This is a genomic window from Clostridioides sp. ES-S-0190-01, from assembly GCF_020658275.1.
In the GTDB taxonomy this organism is placed as follows: Bacteria; Bacillota; Clostridia; order Peptostreptococcales; family Peptostreptococcaceae; genus Clostridioides.
Map to the genome: position 1 here is coordinate 134162 of NZ_JACVWA010000027.1, position 19602 is coordinate 153763.

Below are 19602 nucleotides of genomic sequence, written 5' to 3' on the forward strand. Positions count from 1 at the left end.
TATTTTATCTGAGTATGTTAAATCTAGATGCAATTAAGGAGTACATATTATCATTTGGAGTTTGGGCACCAATAATATCATTTGCACTTATGATATTACAATCAATAGCTGCACCTCTTCCTGCATTTTTAATTACTTTTGCAAATGCAGCCTTATTTGGATGGGTAAATGGTGCTATACTGTCATGGATTAGTGCAATGGCAGGTGCTGCAATTTGTTTTGTAATTGGAAGATTTTTAGGTAGAGATGTAGTTGTAAAACTTACAAGCAAATTTGCACTAGAAAGTATAGATGGTTTTTTTGATAAGTATGGAAAACATACGATTTTAATTGCAAGATTGCTTCCTTTTATATCTTTTGACCTTGTGAGCTATGCAGCAGGTCTAACATCCATGAGTTTTATATCTTTCTTTATAGCTACTGGAGTAGGACAATTACCAGCAACCATTGTATATTCTTATGTTGGTGGTATGTTGACTGGTGGAGCTAAAGTCATGATGACAGGACTTTTAATATTATTTGCTTTAAGTGTATTGATTTATATGTTAAAGAAAATATATAGTGATAAAAATAAATAAAAATTAGTGTAAAATCTATAGGTTTGAATTCAAGAATTAGTGAATCTATAGATTTTTTGTTGTGTATAGAAAAAATTACAAATAGATTGTGTAACAGTGTATTAATTTAGCGATGAAATTTTAAAGGAAGAGATATGATTAATAACAAATATAGTATAGAGGAAAATCTAAAAATCTATATTATCGGGGTGATAATTTGAAAAAAAATTATAAAATACATAATCTAAATGAATATAAAAATAAAAAAAAGAATAATTATAAAAAGAGAATTAATAAAAAAATAGGGGCTAAATGTATTTTATTGATTACAACTTTCGTAGTAATAATATTGAATCTATGTGGTTATTCAAAAATTTCAGAAATGAAATATGATATTCATTATTTACAAAAAGATTTAAGAAAAAAAGAGATAGTACTAGAGGAACTAAAGGCAAAAGAAACTGAAAAAACATCAATAAAAGAAATTGAGTTAAAAGCAAAGGAATTGCTCAATATGGACTATCCAAAAGATGGACAAATAAAGTATATAAATGTGGATAACTAGGGGGAATAGGTTTGAGAAAAGTAAAAAGGATAAGCAAAAAAAGACTGGTACTTGTTCTTGTTTTAGCATGTGCACTGTTTTTTTGCCTTGTTATTAGGACTGGATACCTACAACTTATGAAAGGTAATTGGTTAAGTACAAAAGCATTAGAACAACAAACAAGAGATATACCTATAGAGCCTAAAAGAGGAACTATATATGATAGAAACATGAAAGAATTGGCAGTAAGTGTAACTAAATATACAGTTTGGTGCAAACCTGTAGAAGTTGAAGATAAAAAAGAAGCGGCTGAAAAAGTGGCTGAAATTTTGGACGAAGATTATAAAGATATTTATGCTTTAATAAGCAAAAAAAATATGGCTCTTGTAAAGGTCAAAAGATGGATAGATGATGATAAGGCAAGTAAAATAAGAGATGCTAAATTAGGTGGAATATGGGTAGCAGAAGACAATCAAAGATATTATCCTTATGGAAATTTTGCACCATATGTAATAGGTCATACTTCTTCAGATGCAACAGGGATATCTGGTATAGAAATGCAATATGATAAAAAATTAAAAGGAAAAGCTGGAAAATTAATAGTAAGTACTGATGCTTCAGGTAGAGAAATTCCACAAGGTATGGAAAAATATTATGAACCTGTTCAGGGGAATGGTCTTGTATTGTCTATAGATGAAGTAATCCAACATTATACTGAAAAAGCAGTACAAAAGGCTTATGAAATAAATAATGCAAAGAAAGTCACTGCAATAGCAATGAATCCTAAAACTGGCGATATACTTGCTCTAGCATCAAAACCAGATTATGACCCTAATGACTCAAGAACGCCAATATATCCATATTATCAAGAAGAACTTGAAAAATATAGCGATAAAGACAAAATAAAGGGTTATTATCAAATGTGGAGAAATCCAGCAGTAAGTGATACATATGAACCAGGTTCTACATTTAAACTTATTACATCTTCCAGTGCTCTTGAAGAAGGAGTAATAAAAGATGGTGAGAAATTCACATGTACAGGTAGTGTAACTGTAGGAGGAAGAAAGATTAAATGTTGGAGACACTATAGACCTCATGGAACACAAGAGTTTAAACAAGCAGTACAAAATTCTTGTAACCCTGTGTTTGTTGAATTAGGAAGTAGATTAGGTGTTGGTAAAATGTATGATTATATAGAATCTTTTGGTCTTATGAATAAGACAGGTATAGATTTACCAGGAGAAGCTAAAGGAATATTGTATAATGAAAAAAATGTAGGTCCAGTTGAGTTAGCTACAATATCATTTGGTCAATCAATATCAGTAACTCCAATACAACTTATAACAGCTATATCATCAATAGCAAATGGTGGAGATTTAATGCAACCAAGAGTAGTAAAATCTTATACTGATAACAAAGGTAATATAACTGAGACAGTAAAACCAAAAAAAGTAAGAAATGTTATATCTAAAGAAACATCTAAAAAAATGTTAGAGATTGCAGAGTCAGTTGTAACTGATGGTGGAGGGAAAATTGCATATATACCAGGATATAGACTAGGTGGGAAAACAGGTACAGCTCAAAAGGTTATAGATGGTAAATATGCTCAAGGAAAATATATATGTTCATTCGTGGGAATAGCACCTTGTGATGACCCACAAATTGTAGTTCTTGCTATTGTTGATGAGCCAACAGGAGTAAGTGCATTTGGTAGTACTACAGCAGGACCTATAGTAAAAGAAATAATGAATGATTCTCTAAAATATTTAGGGGTCAAACCAGTATATAAAGAAGAAGAAAAAGCTGAATATGAAAAGAAACAAGTCAAAGTACCAGATGTAAGAAATTTAAAAATTGGGGATGCAGTGAAAGCATTAGAAGATGCGAAGTTAAAACCAAATTTAGATACAGATATAGAAATTCCAAAGGATACAAAAGTAAAGGATGTTTTTCCAAAACCTGGAATAAAAGTTAATGAAGATTCAAGTATAACACTATATTTTGAAAACTAAAAAGTAACAGATAATTAACATATATCCATAAACATCTTCAAAAAAACAGAAATATAGTATATAATTATAAAGTTAAGAGTTATCGTAGGCAATGTATATGTAACGGTATACATTGCCTTTTGTTGCTAAGATAATATAGCTAATGTTTTATAAGGAGGAGTTTGAGAATGGAGTGCTTAACAATAAAGGAGTTAGTACTTGCAACTAATGGAAAGTTAATATATGGAGATTATAATGACTGTGTAAGTGATATAGTTATAGATAGCAGGGAAGCAAATGCACAAAATGCATTTGTAGCCATAGTTGGAGAAAATTTAGATGGGCATACCTTTATAAAGTCTGCATATGATAGTGGATGCAAAACTTTTATAAAAAATGAAAGTAATGGAATAAAATTAGAAAGTTCGGATATAAATTTAATAGAGGTAAAAGATACAACTTTGGCTCTAGGAAATATTTCCAGATATTATAAAGAAAAATTTGACATCCCATTTATAGGTGTTACAGGTAGTGTAGGAAAAACAACTACTAGAGATATGATATATGCAGCTATTTCTGCAAAATTAAACATCTTGAAAAATGAAAAGAACCTAAATAATCATTTTGGGGTTCCTTTGACTTTGTTTAATTTAAATAAAGAACATGAGTGTGCTGTAATAGAAATGGGAATGTCTGGATTTAATGAAATAAAGTATTTGGTGGACATAGTAAATCCTAAAATTGCAGTTATATCAAATATAGGATTGTCACACATAGAAAACCTAGGTTCACAGGAAGGGATTTTAAAGGCAAAGCTGGAGATTGCTTCAAATTTTGATGATACAAATACTTTGATTGTAAATGGGGATGATAAATTTTTATCTACATTAAAAGAAAAAGAGCATGTATATAAGTTAAAAACATTTGGATTTAAGAAAGATAATGACATTTATTGTGAAGATTATACTATGGAAGAAGATAGTTTGACATTTACGTGTGTCATAAATGGAAAAAAAGAGGAAATATTTATACCAACAATAGGAGAGCATAATATATATAATGCTATGTCGGCGATATTAGTTGGCATGAGTTTAAATATTTCTTTGGATTGTATAAAAACAGGTTTAAAAAACTTCAAAGGGACAAAAATGAGATTAGATATAATAAAAAATGAAAGATTAACAATAATTAATGACTCATATAATGCCAGTCCAGATTCTATGGAAGCAGCCTTGAAAATACTTGGTAGATATAAAGGTAGAAAAGTAGCAATACTTGGAGATATGCTTGAGATGGGTGAAATTTCAGAGTATGGTCATAGATTAGTTGGAAAATCATCTATGAATAATACTGATATCATAATAACTATAGGTGAAAACTCAGTGTTTATTGGAGACGAAGCAAAACGATTAGGATTCGATTCATCCAATATATATCACTTTAAAAATAGAGACGATGTATTTAATCGATTAGATGAATTAATAAAAACAGGAGACACTATTTTAGTGAAAGGCTCAAGAGGCATGAAATTAGAAAAAATAGTTGAATATCTAAATAAATAAGCTTAAACTAATGAGTTGATTGACAAGGGAGAGGAGTTTTATGATGTTAGGAATAACAGAGCTTACGTACACCGCATTGATTGCGTTTTTGATAGTAATTATAATAGGACCAATATTTATACCAATGCTTAGGAAATTTAAATTTGGTCAGACAGTTAGAGATGATGGACCTCAAACACATCTAGCTAAGAATGGAACACCTACTATGGGTGGAATTATAATGATTGTTGCAATTCTAATAACTGGACTTACAAGAGTAAAAGTTAGTCATGACATGGCAGTAGGTCTTATATGTATTGCTGGTTTTGGTTTTATTGGTTTTTTAGATGACTTTATAAAAATAAAGCTAAAAAGGTCACTTGGACTAAAAGCATATCAAAAAATAATCCTTCAAGTTGCATTATCTTTTTATGTTGCTTTTTATCAGTATACATCGTCATCAAGTGCTTCGCAACTTATGATACCATTTACAGATTTTGTAATAAATGTTGGAATACTATATATACCAATAATGATGTTTATAATAGTAGCAATAGTAAATGCTGTAAATTTAACTGATGGTCTAGATGGTCTAGCATCAGGAGTGACTTTAGTTGTTTCTGTATTTTTTATGTTGTTTGCAAGTTCAGTTGCAGGCAATACAGAAGTTGCAGTTTTAGCAGCAGCAACTGTTGGAGCATGTCTAGGCTTTTTAGGATTTAATTCATATCCAGCTAGAGTGTTTATGGGAGATACAGGTTCAATGGCATTAGGTGGTGCGGTTGTAGCATTTTCAGTTTTAACTAATTCAGTGCTTATAATACCTATAATTGGAGGCATTTATTTTGCAGAAGCTCTATCAGTTTTAATTCAAGTTGGATATTTTAAAGTAACTAGAAAGAGATTCTTTAAGATGGCTCCAATACACCATCATTTTGAACAATGTGGTTGGCCAGAAACAAGAGTTGTATTTGTTTTTTGGATTATTACAGTTGTTTTAGCTTGGATAAGTATAATAGCAGTATTTTAGGCCTAGGGGGAATAAAAAATGGACTTAAATGGAAAAAAAGTTTTATTAGTAGGGCTTGCAAAAACTGGTATATCTACAATTAAACATTTAGATAAATTAGGAGCAAGTATAATTGTAAATGATATTAAAGATGAAAATAAATTAAAAAACATACTTGATGAATTAAAATCTATAAATGACATAGAATACATATTAGGATGCCATCCAGAGGCTGTAGACGATGTAGATATGGTTGTAGTATCTCCAGGAGTACCATTAGACTTGCCATTTATTTTGAAGCTAAAAAATTCAGGCAAGTATATAATTGGTGAGGTAGAATTAGCTTTTAAATTGTCAAATAATCCAACTTTTATAGGGATTACAGGTACAAATGGTAAGACAACTACAACTAGCTTAGTAGGAGAAATTTTTTCAAGTGCCAAAAAAGATACATATGTAGTTGGTAATATAGGGAATCCTGTAATAGATACTATAGAAACTTCAAATGAAGAATCTATACTTGTAACTGAACTGAGTAGTTTCCAACTTGAAAGTGTGGATGAATTTAGACCTAAAGTAAGTGCAATATTAAATATTACAGAAGATCATTTAAATAGACATCATACTATGGAAAAGTACATAGAAGCTAAATCAAAAATATTTATGAATCAAAATGATGAAGATTTTTGTATATTAAATTATGATGATGAAATAGTGAGAGGCCTAGCTGATAAATGTAATGCCAAAGTAATTTACTTTTCAAGAACTCATAGAGTAAATGGAGGAGTATATTTAGAAAATAATGACATAATAATAGATATAGAGGATAAGATTAAGTTTCTAAATAAAGATGATGTAAGTTTGCCTGGAGGCCATAATTTAGAAAATTGTATGGCAGCAATAGCAATAGCATATGTTTGTAAAGTAGATTTAGAAGTAATAAAAGATGTATTGATGACATTTAAAGGAGTTGAACACAGACAAGAGTTTGTAAGAAACTTAGATAATGTAATATATGTAAATGACTCAAAGGGAACTAATCCAGATTCTACTATAAAAGCTGTACAGTCTTATAATAGACCAATAGTGCTTATAGCAGGAGGAATGGATAAGGGAAGCAACTTTGATGAACTTCTTGAAATTGCAAAATCATATGTCAAATCATTAATCTTATTAGGAGAAACTGCACCAAAGATAGAAAATTGTGCTAAAAATAAAGGATTTAATGACATACATATAGTAAAAGATATGGAGGAAGCAGTTAAGACTTCTCATGAGATTTCAAAAAATGGAGATATAGTGCTTCTTTCACCAGCTTGTGCAAGTTGGGATATGTATGAAAGTTTTGAAGTAAGAGGAAAAGACTTCAAAGATAATGTAAACAATTTAAAATAATCTCTTACCTCTAAACTTACTTAGATGGAAGAATGGAGGTAGATTAGTTGGATGCCTAAAGAAAATTTGAAAAAACAAATTGACATAAGGATGAAGACTGAATTTGATGGAGTAGTATTTTATACTACTATGCTTTTAGTATTTGTAGGAATAGTTATGGTGTTTAGTGCAAGTTTTATACAATCTTCATTTAAACACAATGATGCATACTATTTTCTAAAGAAAAATGTAATATATGCTATACTAGGATTTATAGTTATGATTATTACATCTAGAATAGACTATAATTTTTGGAAGAAAAATGCTACAGCAATTGGAGCTATAGCAGTAGTATTATTATTGTTGGTTTTAACTCCTTTGGGAATAGAAGCAAACGGAGCAAAAAGATGGTTAGGGATAGGTGCTTTAACATTTCAGCCTGCAGAAATTGCAAAGTTTGCTACAATAATATTAACTGCAAAATTGATTGAGAAAAATTATGATAAAATAAAATCTTTGACAAAAGGTGTTGTACCACTTCTCGTAGTTCCAGGAATATTTTTTGCGTTGATAATACTTCAACCAAATTTGTCAACAGCAGGTACTGTAATTCTAGTTACATTTGTAATGATATTTGTTGCTGGAATGGATATGAAAATTGTATTTGCTATGATAGGAAGTGGGGCTGCTTTATTTGCTGCATTAGTAATTGCTGAACCGTATAGACTTAGTCGTGTTACATCTTTTTTAGACCCATTTCAAGACCCACTTGGTAAGGGGTATCAGGTAATACAAGGTTTATATGCATTAGGTTCAGGAGGACTGTTTGGTTTAGGCTTAGGAAAGAGTAAGCAAAAGTATTTTTATATACCAGAGCCACAAAATGACTTTATATTTGCTATAATAGGAGAAGAGTTAGGATTAATTGGTTGTATAATAGTTATAATGCTATTTGTAGCCTTAGTCTACAGATGTGTAAGAATAGCTTTGAAGACTTCTAATGTATTTGCTTGTATGGTTGTCATAGGTATAGGGGCACAAATTGGAATACAAGCAGCTTTAAATATAGCAGTTGCAACATCATCAATGCCAGCTACAGGTGTAGCACTACCATTTATAAGTTATGGAGGTACCTCACTCACCATCTTTATGGGGGCTGTAGGTATAGTGTTGAACATCTCAAAGCATGTCAAAATTAATTAACAGGAGATGATGATTTGATGAAAGTTTTATTATCAGGCGGTGGAACTGGAGGACACGTATATCCAGCTATAGCTATTGCTAACAAAATAAGAGATGAACATCCAGACGCCGAGATAATGTTTGTTGGGACGGAAAAAGGAATAGAATCAGAAATAGTTCCTAAGTATGGATTTGAATTGAAAACTGTAACAGTACAAGGATTTAAGAGAAAAATAGACTTCGATAATGTAAAAAGAGTTTTTAAGCTTTTTAAAGGATTGGAACAATCAAGAAAAATTGTTAAAAAATTTAAGCCAGATGTAGTCATAGGAACTGGTGGATATGTCAGTGGACCTGTTTTATTTAATGCGTCTATGGGAAAAATACCAGCTATAATACATGAGCAAAATTCTTTTCCTGGGGTAACTAATAAGATTTTATCTAAAACAGTTACAAAGGTACTTACAAGTTTTGAAGATTCACATAAAAGATTCCCTGAGGCAGCAGAAGAAAAATTAGTTTTTACAGGAAATCCAGTTAGAAAAGAAATTTTGTTATCAAGAAAAAATATCGCAAGAAAAAATTTAGGAATAAGTGAAGAGAAAAAAATGGTACTTTGCTACGGTGGTAGTGGAGGTTCAAGAAAAATAAATGATGCAATGAGACTTGTCATTAAAAATATGGTAAATGAAGATATAGCTTTTATATTTGCAACAGGAAAAAGCTATTATGAAGAATTTATGGAAAGTATCAGTAATATAAATCTTAAACCATACCAAAAAGTAGTACCTTATTTAGAAGATATGGCAAATGCACTTGCAGCAAGTGATTTAGTTATAGGTAGTGCAGGAGCAATTTCATTAGCTGAAATAACAGCTCTTGGCAAACCTTCTATAATAATACCTAAAGCATATACTGCTGAAAATCATCAAGAGTACAATGCTAAGAGTATAGAGAAGCAAGGGGCAGGGATTGCAATCTTGGAAAAAAACTTAACTCCAGAAAGCCTGAATACAGCCGTATTTAAACTTTTAGGAGATAGAGAACTTTTAGTTGATATGGCAAATGCAAGTAAAACTATAGGTAGACCTGAGGCTATAGACCTTATATATGATGAGATAATAAAGGTATATAACTCAACACAAAAATCAACAGCTAAAAAACCAAAAAAAGAAAAAGCTATTGAGGAAGTAAAGAAAGAAGCAGCTCCAAGTATAGAAGGTCAGGCTAAAGTAATAGGAATAAAGAAACGATAAATAAATATTTACCCCTAATTTATAATATATTAGATTTTCTAAATTATTCTAAATTAGGGGTTTATTTATGTGTATATAAGTTTTAAGTTATAAAATACATATAGTATTTTATATTTATTTTGATGAAATATCAATTTAATCCTCTTTTTTAATGTTTTATTAGATTGTTTTGTAAGAAAATGAGAAAATTTGACTTTAAATATTATATTTTTTTTGTAGGGAATATAAACTCGAAAGGTGTATTTATTAACCAAAGGGGTTGATTGTATTTGAAGAGGAGAAAGAAGCTAAATACGAATAATGTTATGATAGTTTTAGTTTTTATACTTATGCTATCTTTTGGGATATGTATTATTGTAGGGAGTGATTTATTTGATGTAAATAGGATAGATGTGATTGGAAATAAAAGAGTCACCAAGTCAAATATAATGAAAGCGTTAAATGTAAGTTCACATGAAAATATATTTGCATACAATTTTAAAGACATGAAAAGTAAGCTTATGAAAAATCCGTATATAGAAGATGTAGAAATAAAAAGGAAACTTCCAAATAAGATAATTATAAGCTTAAAAGAAAAAGAAATTTTTGCGGTATTAAAGGATGAAGATAACTATTGTTATATAGATAAAAAAGGGAACTTATTAGAGGAATTAAAAGGCACTAATGAAAGTAAAAATGATTTGATAGTGGAAGTAGATTATAGTATTAATGATACAAAATCAATAAAATTTAAAAATTATAAAACTAAAGAGAGTGTATTTAAGACTTTAAATTATTTAAAAGAAGAAGGTATTTATAGAAAAATAAATTATGTAAACTTTAAAAAAGAAGGGAATGTAGATATGCTTACGAGAAGCAATATAAAAATCTTACTTTCTAATGATGATAACTTAGATTATAATATATCTAGGGTAAATAAAATTTTGATTGACCTGCAAAATAAAAATACCAATGGTGGGACTATAAATCTAAATTATGGAAAGCTAGCTGTATATAGTCCAGAAGGATAGACAATTGTAAGGAAGTGATATTTTGAAAAAAAGGTTTATAAATAAGAGTATAATTATAGGAAGTATTGTATTGGGAGTTCTCGTTAGTTTACAACTAAAAATTATTAATATAGAAAATAGAGGAATGACGACCTTTAAGAGAGGCGAGCAACTTACAGAAGAACTTAAATCTCTAAAAAAAGAAAAAGAAAACCTTCAATCAGAAATTAATAGTGTAAAAAAAGATATAGAGACATATAGAGGTAAAAGTGAAAAAGGAGAGCAAGATATACTTAAATCAGAAATAGAAAAATATGAAACTTTAGCTGGATATACAGATGTAGAAGGAAAAGGTATTGAAGTTGAAATAAATTCTACAAAAACTTTAGGAAGCTTTGATAAAAATGACAGTATACTATATAATTATGATTTATTACTGTCAATGATAAATAAATTAAATTCAGCACAAGCAAGTGCCATATCTATAAATAATCAAAGAGTAGTTTCAAATACATATATGTATTTGAAAGAAGACAAACTTTATATGAATGACACTGTTATAAAGGAGCCAATTACAATAAAGGCAATTGGTGATTCTGATACATTATCTTCTGCGCTCAATATAAAGTATGGTATTGTCTGGGAAATAGAAACGTATTATAATGCAAAGGTAAAAGTAATTAAAGAAGATAATGTAAAAATAAATGGACATGGTGATACAGATAAAGTAGAGAGGAAATAATAGTATGAAAAAGAAAATGATTATATTAGGAGCATTCATATTAGGCATTTTCATATCAACTTATATAAAATCACTGAACCCAAATAAAGTGTATATAACATTGAGCCAGACTAAAAATATTGAAAGTGAGATAGAAAATACAAATAAGGAAATAAAAAATCTAAAAGAAGCTCTTAAAAGTAACAAAAAGACTTTAGATGAATATAAGCAAGCGGAAAATAATGGAAATGAATCTATTCAAACATTGATGAAAAAAGAACTTGAAGAAGTTAAAGAGTTAAGTGGTTATTCAGCTGTCACAGGTCCAGGAATAACTATTACTATGAAGGATAGTGAAAGAGAATTAAAAGATGGACAAAATCCAAACGACCTGATTATACATGATATTGACATTCTAAGAGTTTTAAATGATTTGAAAAAAGCAGGTGCAAAAGCAATATCTATAAATGGAGAAAGAGTATTGTCAACAAGTAAGATAAAATGTTCAGGAGCAACTATTACAGTAAATGATACTACATATGGACAACCATTTATAATAAAAGCTATAGGAGATATAGATTTATTGAGTGCAGCTATAAATTCTCCAGAATCATATGCTAAATCTCTAAAGGATATATATGGGATTAATATAAAAATAGAGGAAAATAATGGAAATAGAGTGAATTTATTTGCAAAATAAAACGAAAAATACAAAAAAATAAAGAAAAAATAAAAAAAATTAATAAAAAGGATTGTAATATAGTTGTGTTTCAAAGTAAAATAAAGAGGTGAGGATTTATGATATGGATTTTAGGAGGATTGGCATTTGGTGTGGTAGTAGGTTACTACATTCCATTTACATATTCTATGGATTATTCGATATATATGTCAGTAGCTATTCTTGCAATAATGGATTCTATATTTGGAGCTATAAAATCCAGTTTTGAAGATAACTATGATAATGTAATTTTTGTTACTGGTTTCATAGGTAATGCTATCTTGGCTATATTATTGACTTATATAGGAGAAAAGTTGGGAATTTCACTTTACTATGTGGCAGTATTAGTTTTTGGGATGAGACTATTTAATAATTTATCTATAATTAGACGTTATATCATTGCCAATATTATGAATAAAAAACATAAAAATTAAAGAACTTTTGAGATATACATAAAATATTTTATACTTAAAGAGTAATATTTGACAATATAAGTAAGAAAATTAAAAAGGAAAATTTACGTTTTTGTGGAATATGTTACTTAAAGGTTAACAAAATAAAAGAAGAAAATGATATAATTAATACATACGATAACTTTGAATCATGAGATAAGGGGGTTTATGATGCTAAACTTTGACGTAGAATTAGAAGAATGTGCACAAATTAAAGTAATAGGTGTAGGTGGCGGTGGAAACAATGCTGTCAATAGAATGGTAGAAGCTCAACTTAAAGGCGTTGAATTTATATCAGTAAATACAGATAAACAAGCTTTATATACATCAAAGGCTGAATATAAAGTTCAAATAGGAGAAAAATTAACTAGAGGACTTGGTGCAGGAGCTAATCCAGAAGTAGGAAAAAGAGCTGCAGAAGAAAGTAAAGATGAAATAGTAAAACTACTTCAAGGAGCTGATATGGTATTTGTTACAGCTGGAATGGGTGGTGGTACTGGTACAGGAGCTGCCCCAGTAGTTGCAGGCCTAGCTAAAGAAATGGGTATCCTTACAGTAGGTGTAGTTACAAAACCTTTTGCATTTGAAGGTAAGATAAGAATGAAAAATGCTGAAGGTGGAATAGCTGAGCTTAAGTCAAAGGTAGATACTCTTATAACAATACCAAATGATAGACTTTTACAAATAGTACAAAAGAATACTTCAATGCTGGATGCTTTTGCAGTTGCAGACGATGTGTTAAAACAAGGTATACAATCAATTTCTGACCTTATAGCAGTTGAAGGATTAATAAACTTAGACTTTGCAGATGTTACTACTATAATGAAAGATAAAGGTCTTGCTCATATGGGTATAGGTAGTGCTAGTGGAGAAACTAGAGCTATAGATGCTGCTAGACAAGCTATCCAATCACCACTTTTAGAAACATCAATACAAGGAGCAAAAGGAGTACTTCTTAATGTTACAGGTGGTCCTAACTTAGGATTATTTGAAGTTAATGAAGCATCTACTTTAGTTATGGAATCTTGTGACCCAGAAGCAAATGTTATATTTGGTGCTTCTATAAAAGAAGATTTAGGCGATGAAATAATGATTACAGTAATCGCAACAGGATTTGAAGGTTTACAAGGTGGGATTTTAGATTTGGATACTAAGCCTAAATCAAGTATAAGGTCTTCTCTGAATACAACTGTAAAACAAGTTGTAAAAGAAATAGAAGAAGAAGAAATTGTGGTTGAAGAAAAGATAGAAGCTCCTAAAAAGGCAAGTATAATAGAAGAAGATGATGATGAGAGCATGGAAATACCTACATTTTTAAGAAGAAGAAGATAATATGTAAACTTATAAAGAAGTCAATAGACTTCTTTTTATTTTTTGTACTTTAATCTCCTATTTTTTTTAACATATTTTAATATCAAAAAAAATAAAAAAGTAAAGTTTTTTCTACTGAGTATAGAAAAAAATGATAGTTATATAAATGGTTATAGTTTTTTATAATTAGACAATGACATTTTTATTTGGTAATATTAAACCTGAATTGAATTGTAAAAATTTGAGGAAAAAGAGAAATTAAAGTCTGAAAGGGGATTAAGTATGATTAAGCTAAAAAAAATTCTTTCTTTAGCCATGGTTGCTATTTTGTCAACATCACTTCTTGCTGGATGTACAAAAAAAGAAGAATCTAAAGGCAAAGATGGCAAAGAAAAATTAGTTGTATGGTCTGCACCGTTAACAGATCATGATGCAGATGCATGGAAGCCAATACTTGAGAAATTTGAAAAGGAAAATAACTGTGAAATTGAATTCCAAATAGTACCATGGGATAATTATGCAGAAAAATATGCTACTGCAATCAGTGCAGGTGAGGGGCCAGATATAGGGTATATGTATGCAGAAATGTTTCCTCAATTTATAGAAATGGGAGCAGTTGAAGATTTAACTCCTTATTTAGAAAAATCAGGAACTTCAGATAATTATTTATACTTAGATAATGCAAAAATGATGGGTGGAATTTACGGTTTACCTATAGAAGCTGCTAATCCAGGTGTATTATACTATAATAAAGATATACTAGAAAAATTGGGAGAAAAACCTCCTAAAACGTGGGAAGATTTTAAAAGAATATGTGAAAAAGCAACAGAAGATACTGATGGAGATGGAAAAATAGACCAATGGGGTCTTGCACAAGGTTGGGGTTCTAAAGTGTTTGGTAGTTTGAACTGGAACTGGTATCCATATCTATGGCAAGCTGGTGGAGATATATATAATGATGATTTAAAATCAGTTAAATTTAACAATAAAGAAGGATTAAAAGCTGCAAACTTTATAAATGATATGAAAAAATATATACCAGATAATGCTTTATCAAAAGACAGTAATGAGATGGTTGAAAGTGTATTTGGACCAGGAAAAGCTGCATTTACTATAATGCTGTCTTCTGCTGCTACAAGTACTTTTGATAAATCATTCCCAGACTTAAACTGGGGATATGTAACTTCATTAGAAGATAAAACAGTTGGTAGTTTTGCCTCAGTAGATGATTTAACTTTAATGTCAGCGTGTAAAAACAAAGAACTTGGATTTAAACTTCTTGAATATATGTTAAGCAAAGACTCAATGGAAGCTTTCCATAAAGAGATACCAAGAGCACCAGTTGCTAAAGGTGAAAAATATCAAGGAGATCCAAGATTTGAAGAAATGGTAACAAAAGATAAAAATATGTACAGACCATTAACAGTTGGACCTCATGGAGTAGAAATATATGAACACTTATGGAAACAACTTCAAATGATGATAGCTGGAGACAAAACTCCAGAACAAGCACTAAATGAATCTGCAAAATATGCAAATGAATTGTTAGCACAATAATTTAATTTTATATTTGATTTATAGACTATGCAATTTAATTTTATACAAGTAAACGATTTACTTGCTATATTATTAAGTCGCATAGTCTTTTTTTATGGAAATATTCCAAAGGTAGAGTTGAATAACTTCTACCTAGATATATTGAATTCTACAAAAAAGTCTATTTCTTTGATGCTAAAAAAATATCTTTTGACGACATAAAGTATAAGACATATATCATTGTTATTTTTAAATAGAATTTGTTTTGGATTCGACTGTCAAAAGTGACATAAAATTTTGTACATACTATCTTATAATATGTTTAAAGGTTTTAAGGGGGGATACATGGTGTATATTGAGTACTATGTTATAGAAAACCTAGTAATAAATTATATTATTATAAGTTGTACTTCTATTCTTACTAAAAAATATAATCCTAGAAAAAATAAGTTGCTGGGGGCTAGTTTAGGAGGAGCCTACTCTGTTGCTTATTTATACCCATCAATGGATATACTATTTACAGTGCCATTTAAAATAATAATCATGAGTATTATAACTTTAATTTCATTTAGGACTAAGAGCAAGAAAGATTATGCTCATGTAGCATTAGTTTTTTATTTAGTAAATATTTTTATTTCTGGAAGTACTTATTTTGTAATTTATTTTACAGGAATAAGCCATTTAAAAATATCTTTTTTAATTGCATGTACTTATGTAAGTTGTGAACTATTAAAGTACATTTACAAAGACTTGAAGATGTTTAAATACATCAAAGAGCTTACGAAGACCATAAATATAAACTTATTAGAAAAAAGCTTTTGCTGTAAGGCATTAGTTGATAGTGGAAATTTATTAAAAGACCCAATAAGTCAAAGTGATGTAATAATAGTCAAATCAAGTGTATTAGAAGGATTGATTCCAGAAAATCTATTAAATATTAACTATGAAGATATAGATATGAAAAAAGCTCAGGAAATTATATGTAGTTTAGATGACAGAACTTCAGGGAGAGTTAGAATAATACCTTATAAACATGCTGGAAGTAATAAGACAAGCATAATAATTGGTCTAAAAGCTGATTATGTAGAGGTAGATGAGCAAAAGATAGGAAATATAATACTTGGTATTTCAAATTTTAATGATAGAGAATATGGGGCAATAATGAATCCAAATATATTGCCTGGATTCTAGCTAAAAATTTAAGGGGGACAAAGGATGTTACGATTAAAAGAAAGAATCATAAGCTTTATTACGATGTTAGGTATTAAATTAAAAATAATAAAGCCAAAAGGAATATACTATATGGGTGGAGCCAATATTCTTCCTCCACCACTAAAACCAGCAGAAGAAATGGAACTTTTGCAAAAGCTAGAAACTGATGAAACCGTAAAATCAATTTTAATAGAAAGAAATTTGAGATTAGTAGTCTACATATCAAGAAAATTTGAAAATACAGGGATAGATGTAGAGGATTTAATTTCTATAGGGACTATAGGTTTGATAAAGGCAGTCAATACTTTTAAATTAAATAAAAATATAAAATTAGCAACCTATGCTTCGAGATGTATAGAAAATGAAATACTAATGTATCTAAGAAAAAATAATAAAAAGAAAACGGAGGTATCATTTGATGAGCCTTTAAATATAGACTTAGATGGAAATGAACTTCTATTATCAGATGTTTTAGGTACAGAAAATGATGAAATATATAAAATAATCGAAGAAGAAATAGATAGAGATTTATTGGTTATGGCACTTGACAGATTAAGTGACAGAGAAAAGCAAATTATGGAATTAAGGTTTGGACTTATAGATAAAGGTATTGAAAAAACACAAAAGGAAGTTGCTGGAATGCTTGGAATATCTCAGTCCTACATATCTAGACTTGAAAAGAAAATAATTTCAAGATTACAAAAAGAAATGAAAAAATTTGTATAATGCTAAATTAATTCTTCTTAAAAAGTATAAAAAAATTGGAAATGTAAATAATTTCAATAGATGAATACTTTTTGAGAGAGGACTGAAATGTATGCAAGTTAATAAGGTTGAAATATGTGGTGTTAATACATCTGAACTTCCAGTTCTTAAAAATAAGCAAATGAAGGAACTTTTATTACAAATAAAAAGTGGTGATGAAGAAGCCAGACAACAATTTGTAAGAGGAAATTTAAGGTTAGTCTTGAGTGTAATAAAAAAATTTAACAACAGAGGAGAAAATATAGACGATTTATTTCAAATAGGTTGTATTGGTCTTATAAAAGCTATAGATAATTTTGATTTAAGTCAAAATGTCAGATTTTCAACTTATGCTGTTCCTATGATTATAGGAGAAATTAGAAGATACTTAAGAGACAATAATCCAATCAGAGTTAGTAGATCATTAAAAGATATAGCATATAAGGCACTACAAGTTAGAGAAAGATTAATTAGAACAAATTCAAAAGAACCAACAGTATCAGAAATAGCAAAGGAATTAGAATTAGAAGTAGAGTCAGTTGTAATGGCACTTGATGCTATACAAGATCCAATATCTTTATTTGACCCAGTATATCAAGATAATGGAGATGCCATATTTGTAATGGATCAGGTTCAAGACAAAAAAGATACTGATGAAAACTGGTTGCAAGAAATATCACTTAAGGAAGCTATTAAAAAATTAAATAGTAGAGAAAAGTTGGTATTAGATTTAAGATTTTACAAAGGAAGAACTCAGATAGAAGTTGCTGATGAAATCGGTATATCTCAAGCACAAGTATCAAGAATTGAAAAAAATGCTTTAAAAAATATGAGAAAGTATGTATAAGTAATCCATGGAATGTAAACATAATTTTAAATTTAAATGACCTATATAGGTCATTTTTTTTTATCCAAATACATATTTATTTTTAAAGGAAGGGTGAGTATAATATGATTAGAGTTTCTGATATAATGGAAAAAGAAATTATAAATGTAAAAAATGGAAAAAGGATGGGTTTCATAATCGACATAGATATGGATATTCATGAGGGAAAAGTAGTCTCATTTACCATTTTTGGAGATGGAAGTAGAAGTTTTTTTTCAAGAGGAGGGGATGAAGAAGTTATATTTTGGAATGATATACTTAAAATAGGTTGTGATACAATAATAGTAAATATAGGTTCAGAATTAAGCTTAGATGAATTTGATATATAGCTAAACAAAGGAGGAATACAGATGCAATGTCCTTATTGCAATTATAAAGAATCAAAGGTAATAGATTCTAGACATACAGATTTAAAATCTATTAGAAGAAGACGTGAATGTGAATTATGTAAAAAGAGATTTACTACTTATGAAAAAATAGAAACTACTCCTTTAATGGTTATTAAAAAAGATAATAGTAGAGAGTATTTTGATAGAGAAAAAATAAAATATGGACTATTAAAGGCATGTGAAAAAAGACCTGTATCTGTTGAAGATATTGAGAATATAGTTGTACATATTGAAAATGAAATAAATAAATGCTTTATAGAAGAAATCGAAACCAAAAAAATTGGTGAAATGGTAATGGATAAATTGAAAGATTTAGATGAAGTTGCCTATGTAAGATTTGCTTCTGTGTATAGACAATTTAAAGATATAAATACTTTTGTAAATGAACTTAAAAGTATACTAATAGAAAAAGGAGACAAATGATGAAAGATTATATAAATCTAAAAAGTGTAGAAGATATTAAAGAGTATGTTAACTTAAGTAGCAATTGTAAAGAAATTGATAAAAAATTAAATTCTATAAATCTAGTTATAACTTGTAAAAATATAGATGCAAAAAGTAAAGAAGACATGTTAAGGGTTTGCAAGGAATGCGATTTAATGTTTGAAAATTTAACTAGTAATTCTCAAATACATTCAGACATAGTTAACATAGTTAGTAGAGAGAATATAGGACAAAGAATAGAAGGAGATGCACTTATAACAAACTTAGAGAAAGTACCACTTTTATTGTTTACAGCAGATTGCGTACCTATATCAATTATAGATGCTAAAAATAAAGCCATAGGACTGGCACATGCTGGCTGGAAAGGTACTTTTAGTAATATAGGTCACAAAACAATAAAATTGATGTCTGAGACTTATAAAACAGCTCCTGAAGATTTGATATGTATAATTGGACCATCAATTGGACCTTGTTGTTATGAAGTTTCTGAGGAGTTAGTAGAAAAATTTAACACAATTCTTACAAATAATGATGAAAAGTTCTATATAATAAAAGAGGGAAGTTACTATTTAGATTTATGGAAAATTAATGAGTATATGCTGAGATGTAGTGGAGTCAAAAAAGAAAATATAATAAATTTAAATCTATGCACTAGTTGTAGAGCAGATGAATTCCACTCTTATAGAAAACATAATAAGGCATCAGAGCGAATAGGAACGGTACTACAGATAAAATAGAGAGGAGCT

General features: G+C 29.2%; 20 protein-coding genes. All 20 read left to right on the forward strand.

Annotation, left to right across the window (positions count from 1 at the left end; translation table 11 throughout):
* Positions 1–14: 14 nt before the first annotated feature.
* The gene (locus IC214_RS10660) at positions 15–578 is read left to right on the forward strand and encodes a TVP38/TMEM64 family protein (protein WP_413926658.1); all 564 of its coding nucleotides are present in this window, start codon (positions 15–17) and stop codon (positions 576–578) included.
* A gap of 196 nt (positions 579–774) precedes the next feature.
* Positions 775–1122 carry a hypothetical protein gene (locus IC214_RS10665; RefSeq protein ID WP_227432407.1) on the forward strand — a complete coding sequence of 116 codons (348 nt, stop codon included), beginning with the start codon at positions 775–777 and terminating at the stop codon, positions 1120–1122.
* An 11-nt stretch (positions 1123–1133) separates the two neighbouring features.
* Positions 1134–3113 (forward strand): stage V sporulation protein D, encoded by a 1980-nt coding sequence (locus IC214_RS10670; RefSeq protein WP_227432408.1) that lies wholly within the window; start codon positions 1134–1136, stop codon positions 3111–3113.
* A gap of 167 nt (positions 3114–3280) precedes the next feature.
* Complete coding sequence (locus tag IC214_RS10675) at positions 3281–4654, forward strand: UDP-N-acetylmuramoyl-tripeptide--D-alanyl-D-alanine ligase (protein WP_227432409.1); 1374 nt, start codon at positions 3281–3283, stop codon at positions 4652–4654.
* A gap of 40 nt (positions 4655–4694) precedes the next feature.
* On the forward strand, positions 4695–5663 hold the full coding sequence (mraY, locus tag IC214_RS10680) for a phospho-N-acetylmuramoyl-pentapeptide-transferase (protein ID WP_227432410.1): 969 nt from the start codon (positions 4695–4697) through the stop codon (positions 5661–5663).
* Positions 5664–5681: 18 nt separating this feature from the next.
* Complete coding sequence (murD, locus tag IC214_RS10685; protein WP_227824216.1) at positions 5682–7037, forward strand: UDP-N-acetylmuramoyl-L-alanine--D-glutamate ligase; 1356 nt, start codon at positions 5682–5684, stop codon at positions 7035–7037.
* Positions 7038–7088: 51 nt separating this feature from the next.
* A complete protein-coding gene (spoVE, locus tag IC214_RS10690) occupies positions 7089–8219 on the forward strand; it encodes a stage V sporulation protein E (protein ID WP_227432412.1) in 1131 nt (376 codons plus the stop codon).
* 17 nt (positions 8220–8236) lie between these two features.
* A complete protein-coding gene (gene murG, locus IC214_RS10695) occupies positions 8237–9454 on the forward strand; it encodes an undecaprenyldiphospho-muramoylpentapeptide beta-N-acetylglucosaminyltransferase (protein WP_227482901.1) in 1218 nt (405 codons plus the stop codon).
* A 269-nt stretch (positions 9455–9723) separates the two neighbouring features.
* Positions 9724–10464, forward strand: a complete 741-nt coding sequence (locus IC214_RS10700) for a cell division protein FtsQ/DivIB (RefSeq protein WP_227482900.1) — start codon at positions 9724–9726, stop codon at positions 10462–10464.
* 22 nt (positions 10465–10486) lie between these two features.
* Positions 10487–11185, forward strand: a complete 699-nt coding sequence (locus IC214_RS10705) for a DUF881 domain-containing protein (protein ID WP_227866647.1) — start codon at positions 10487–10489, stop codon at positions 11183–11185.
* A 4-nt stretch (positions 11186–11189) separates the two neighbouring features.
* The gene (locus IC214_RS10710) at positions 11190–11864 is read left to right on the forward strand and encodes a DUF881 domain-containing protein (protein WP_227432416.1); all 675 of its coding nucleotides are present in this window, start codon (positions 11190–11192) and stop codon (positions 11862–11864) included.
* Between the two features lie 98 nt (positions 11865–11962).
* Entirely contained in the window at positions 11963–12316 is a 354-nt protein-coding gene (locus IC214_RS10715; RefSeq protein ID WP_227432417.1) for a small basic family protein, read from the forward strand.
* Between the two features lie 189 nt (positions 12317–12505).
* Entirely contained in the window at positions 12506–13666 is a 1161-nt protein-coding gene (ftsZ, locus tag IC214_RS10720) for a cell division protein FtsZ (protein WP_227432418.1), read from the forward strand.
* A 261-nt stretch (positions 13667–13927) separates the two neighbouring features.
* Positions 13928–15202, forward strand: coding sequence for an ABC transporter substrate-binding protein (locus IC214_RS10725; protein WP_227845593.1), 1275 nt, complete (start codon positions 13928–13930; stop codon positions 15200–15202).
* Positions 15203–15526: 324 nt separating this feature from the next.
* A complete protein-coding gene (locus IC214_RS10730) occupies positions 15527–16372 on the forward strand; it encodes a sigma-E processing peptidase SpoIIGA (RefSeq protein ID WP_227866648.1) in 846 nt (281 codons plus the stop codon).
* A 24-nt stretch (positions 16373–16396) separates the two neighbouring features.
* Positions 16397–17119 carry an RNA polymerase sporulation sigma factor SigE gene (gene sigE, locus IC214_RS10735; RefSeq protein ID WP_227432421.1) on the forward strand — a complete coding sequence of 241 codons (723 nt, stop codon included), beginning with the start codon at positions 16397–16399 and terminating at the stop codon, positions 17117–17119.
* 91 nt (positions 17120–17210) lie between these two features.
* Positions 17211–17984, forward strand: a complete 774-nt coding sequence (gene sigG / locus IC214_RS10740; protein ID WP_169468424.1) for an RNA polymerase sporulation sigma factor SigG — start codon at positions 17211–17213, stop codon at positions 17982–17984.
* 104 nt (positions 17985–18088) lie between these two features.
* Entirely contained in the window at positions 18089–18352 is a 264-nt protein-coding gene (locus IC214_RS10745; protein ID WP_227432422.1) for a YlmC/YmxH family sporulation protein, read from the forward strand.
* A gap of 21 nt (positions 18353–18373) precedes the next feature.
* Positions 18374–18835 carry a transcriptional regulator NrdR gene (gene nrdR / locus IC214_RS10750; RefSeq protein ID WP_227824212.1) on the forward strand — a complete coding sequence of 154 codons (462 nt, stop codon included), beginning with the start codon at positions 18374–18376 and terminating at the stop codon, positions 18833–18835.
* Positions 18832–19593 carry a peptidoglycan editing factor PgeF gene (pgeF, locus tag IC214_RS10755; RefSeq protein WP_413926659.1) on the forward strand — a complete coding sequence of 254 codons (762 nt, stop codon included), beginning with the start codon at positions 18832–18834 and terminating at the stop codon, positions 19591–19593. The genes nrdR and pgeF overlap by 4 nt, the downstream gene beginning before the upstream one ends.
* Positions 19594–19602 lie beyond the last annotated feature (9 nt).

Excerpts from the sequence above, each read along its gene's own strand:
- IC214_RS10660 (WP_413926658.1), top strand. The coding sequence starts at position 15 with ATGTTAAATCTAGATGCAATTAAGGAGTACATATTATCATTTGGAGTT.
- IC214_RS10675 (WP_227432409.1), top strand. The coding sequence starts at position 3,281 with ATGGAGTGCTTAACAATAAAGGAGTTAGTACTTGCAACTAATGGAAAG.
- mraY (WP_227432410.1), top strand. The coding sequence starts at position 4,695 with ATGATGTTAGGAATAACAGAGCTTACGTACACCGCATTGATTGCGTTT.
- murD (WP_227824216.1), top strand. The coding sequence starts at position 5,682 with ATGGACTTAAATGGAAAAAAAGTTTTATTAGTAGGGCTTGCAAAAACT.
- spoVE (WP_227432412.1), top strand. The coding sequence starts at position 7,089 with ATGCCTAAAGAAAATTTGAAAAAACAAATTGACATAAGGATGAAGACT.
- murG (WP_227482901.1), top strand. The coding sequence starts at position 8,237 with ATGAAAGTTTTATTATCAGGCGGTGGAACTGGAGGACACGTATATCCA.
- IC214_RS10710 (WP_227432416.1), top strand. The coding sequence starts at position 11,190 with ATGAAAAAGAAAATGATTATATTAGGAGCATTCATATTAGGCATTTTC.
- IC214_RS10715 (WP_227432417.1), top strand. The coding sequence starts at position 11,963 with ATGATATGGATTTTAGGAGGATTGGCATTTGGTGTGGTAGTAGGTTAC.
- ftsZ (WP_227432418.1), top strand. The coding sequence starts at position 12,506 with ATGCTAAACTTTGACGTAGAATTAGAAGAATGTGCACAAATTAAAGTA.
- IC214_RS10725 (WP_227845593.1), top strand. The coding sequence starts at position 13,928 with ATGATTAAGCTAAAAAAAATTCTTTCTTTAGCCATGGTTGCTATTTTG.
- IC214_RS10730 (WP_227866648.1), top strand. The coding sequence starts at position 15,527 with ATGGTGTATATTGAGTACTATGTTATAGAAAACCTAGTAATAAATTAT.
- sigE (WP_227432421.1), top strand. The coding sequence starts at position 16,397 with ATGTTACGATTAAAAGAAAGAATCATAAGCTTTATTACGATGTTAGGT.
- sigG (WP_169468424.1), top strand. The coding sequence starts at position 17,211 with ATGCAAGTTAATAAGGTTGAAATATGTGGTGTTAATACATCTGAACTT.
- IC214_RS10745 (WP_227432422.1), top strand. The coding sequence starts at position 18,089 with ATGATTAGAGTTTCTGATATAATGGAAAAAGAAATTATAAATGTAAAA.
- nrdR (WP_227824212.1), top strand. The coding sequence starts at position 18,374 with ATGCAATGTCCTTATTGCAATTATAAAGAATCAAAGGTAATAGATTCT.
- pgeF (WP_413926659.1), top strand. The coding sequence starts at position 18,832 with ATGATGAAAGATTATATAAATCTAAAAAGTGTAGAAGATATTAAAGAG.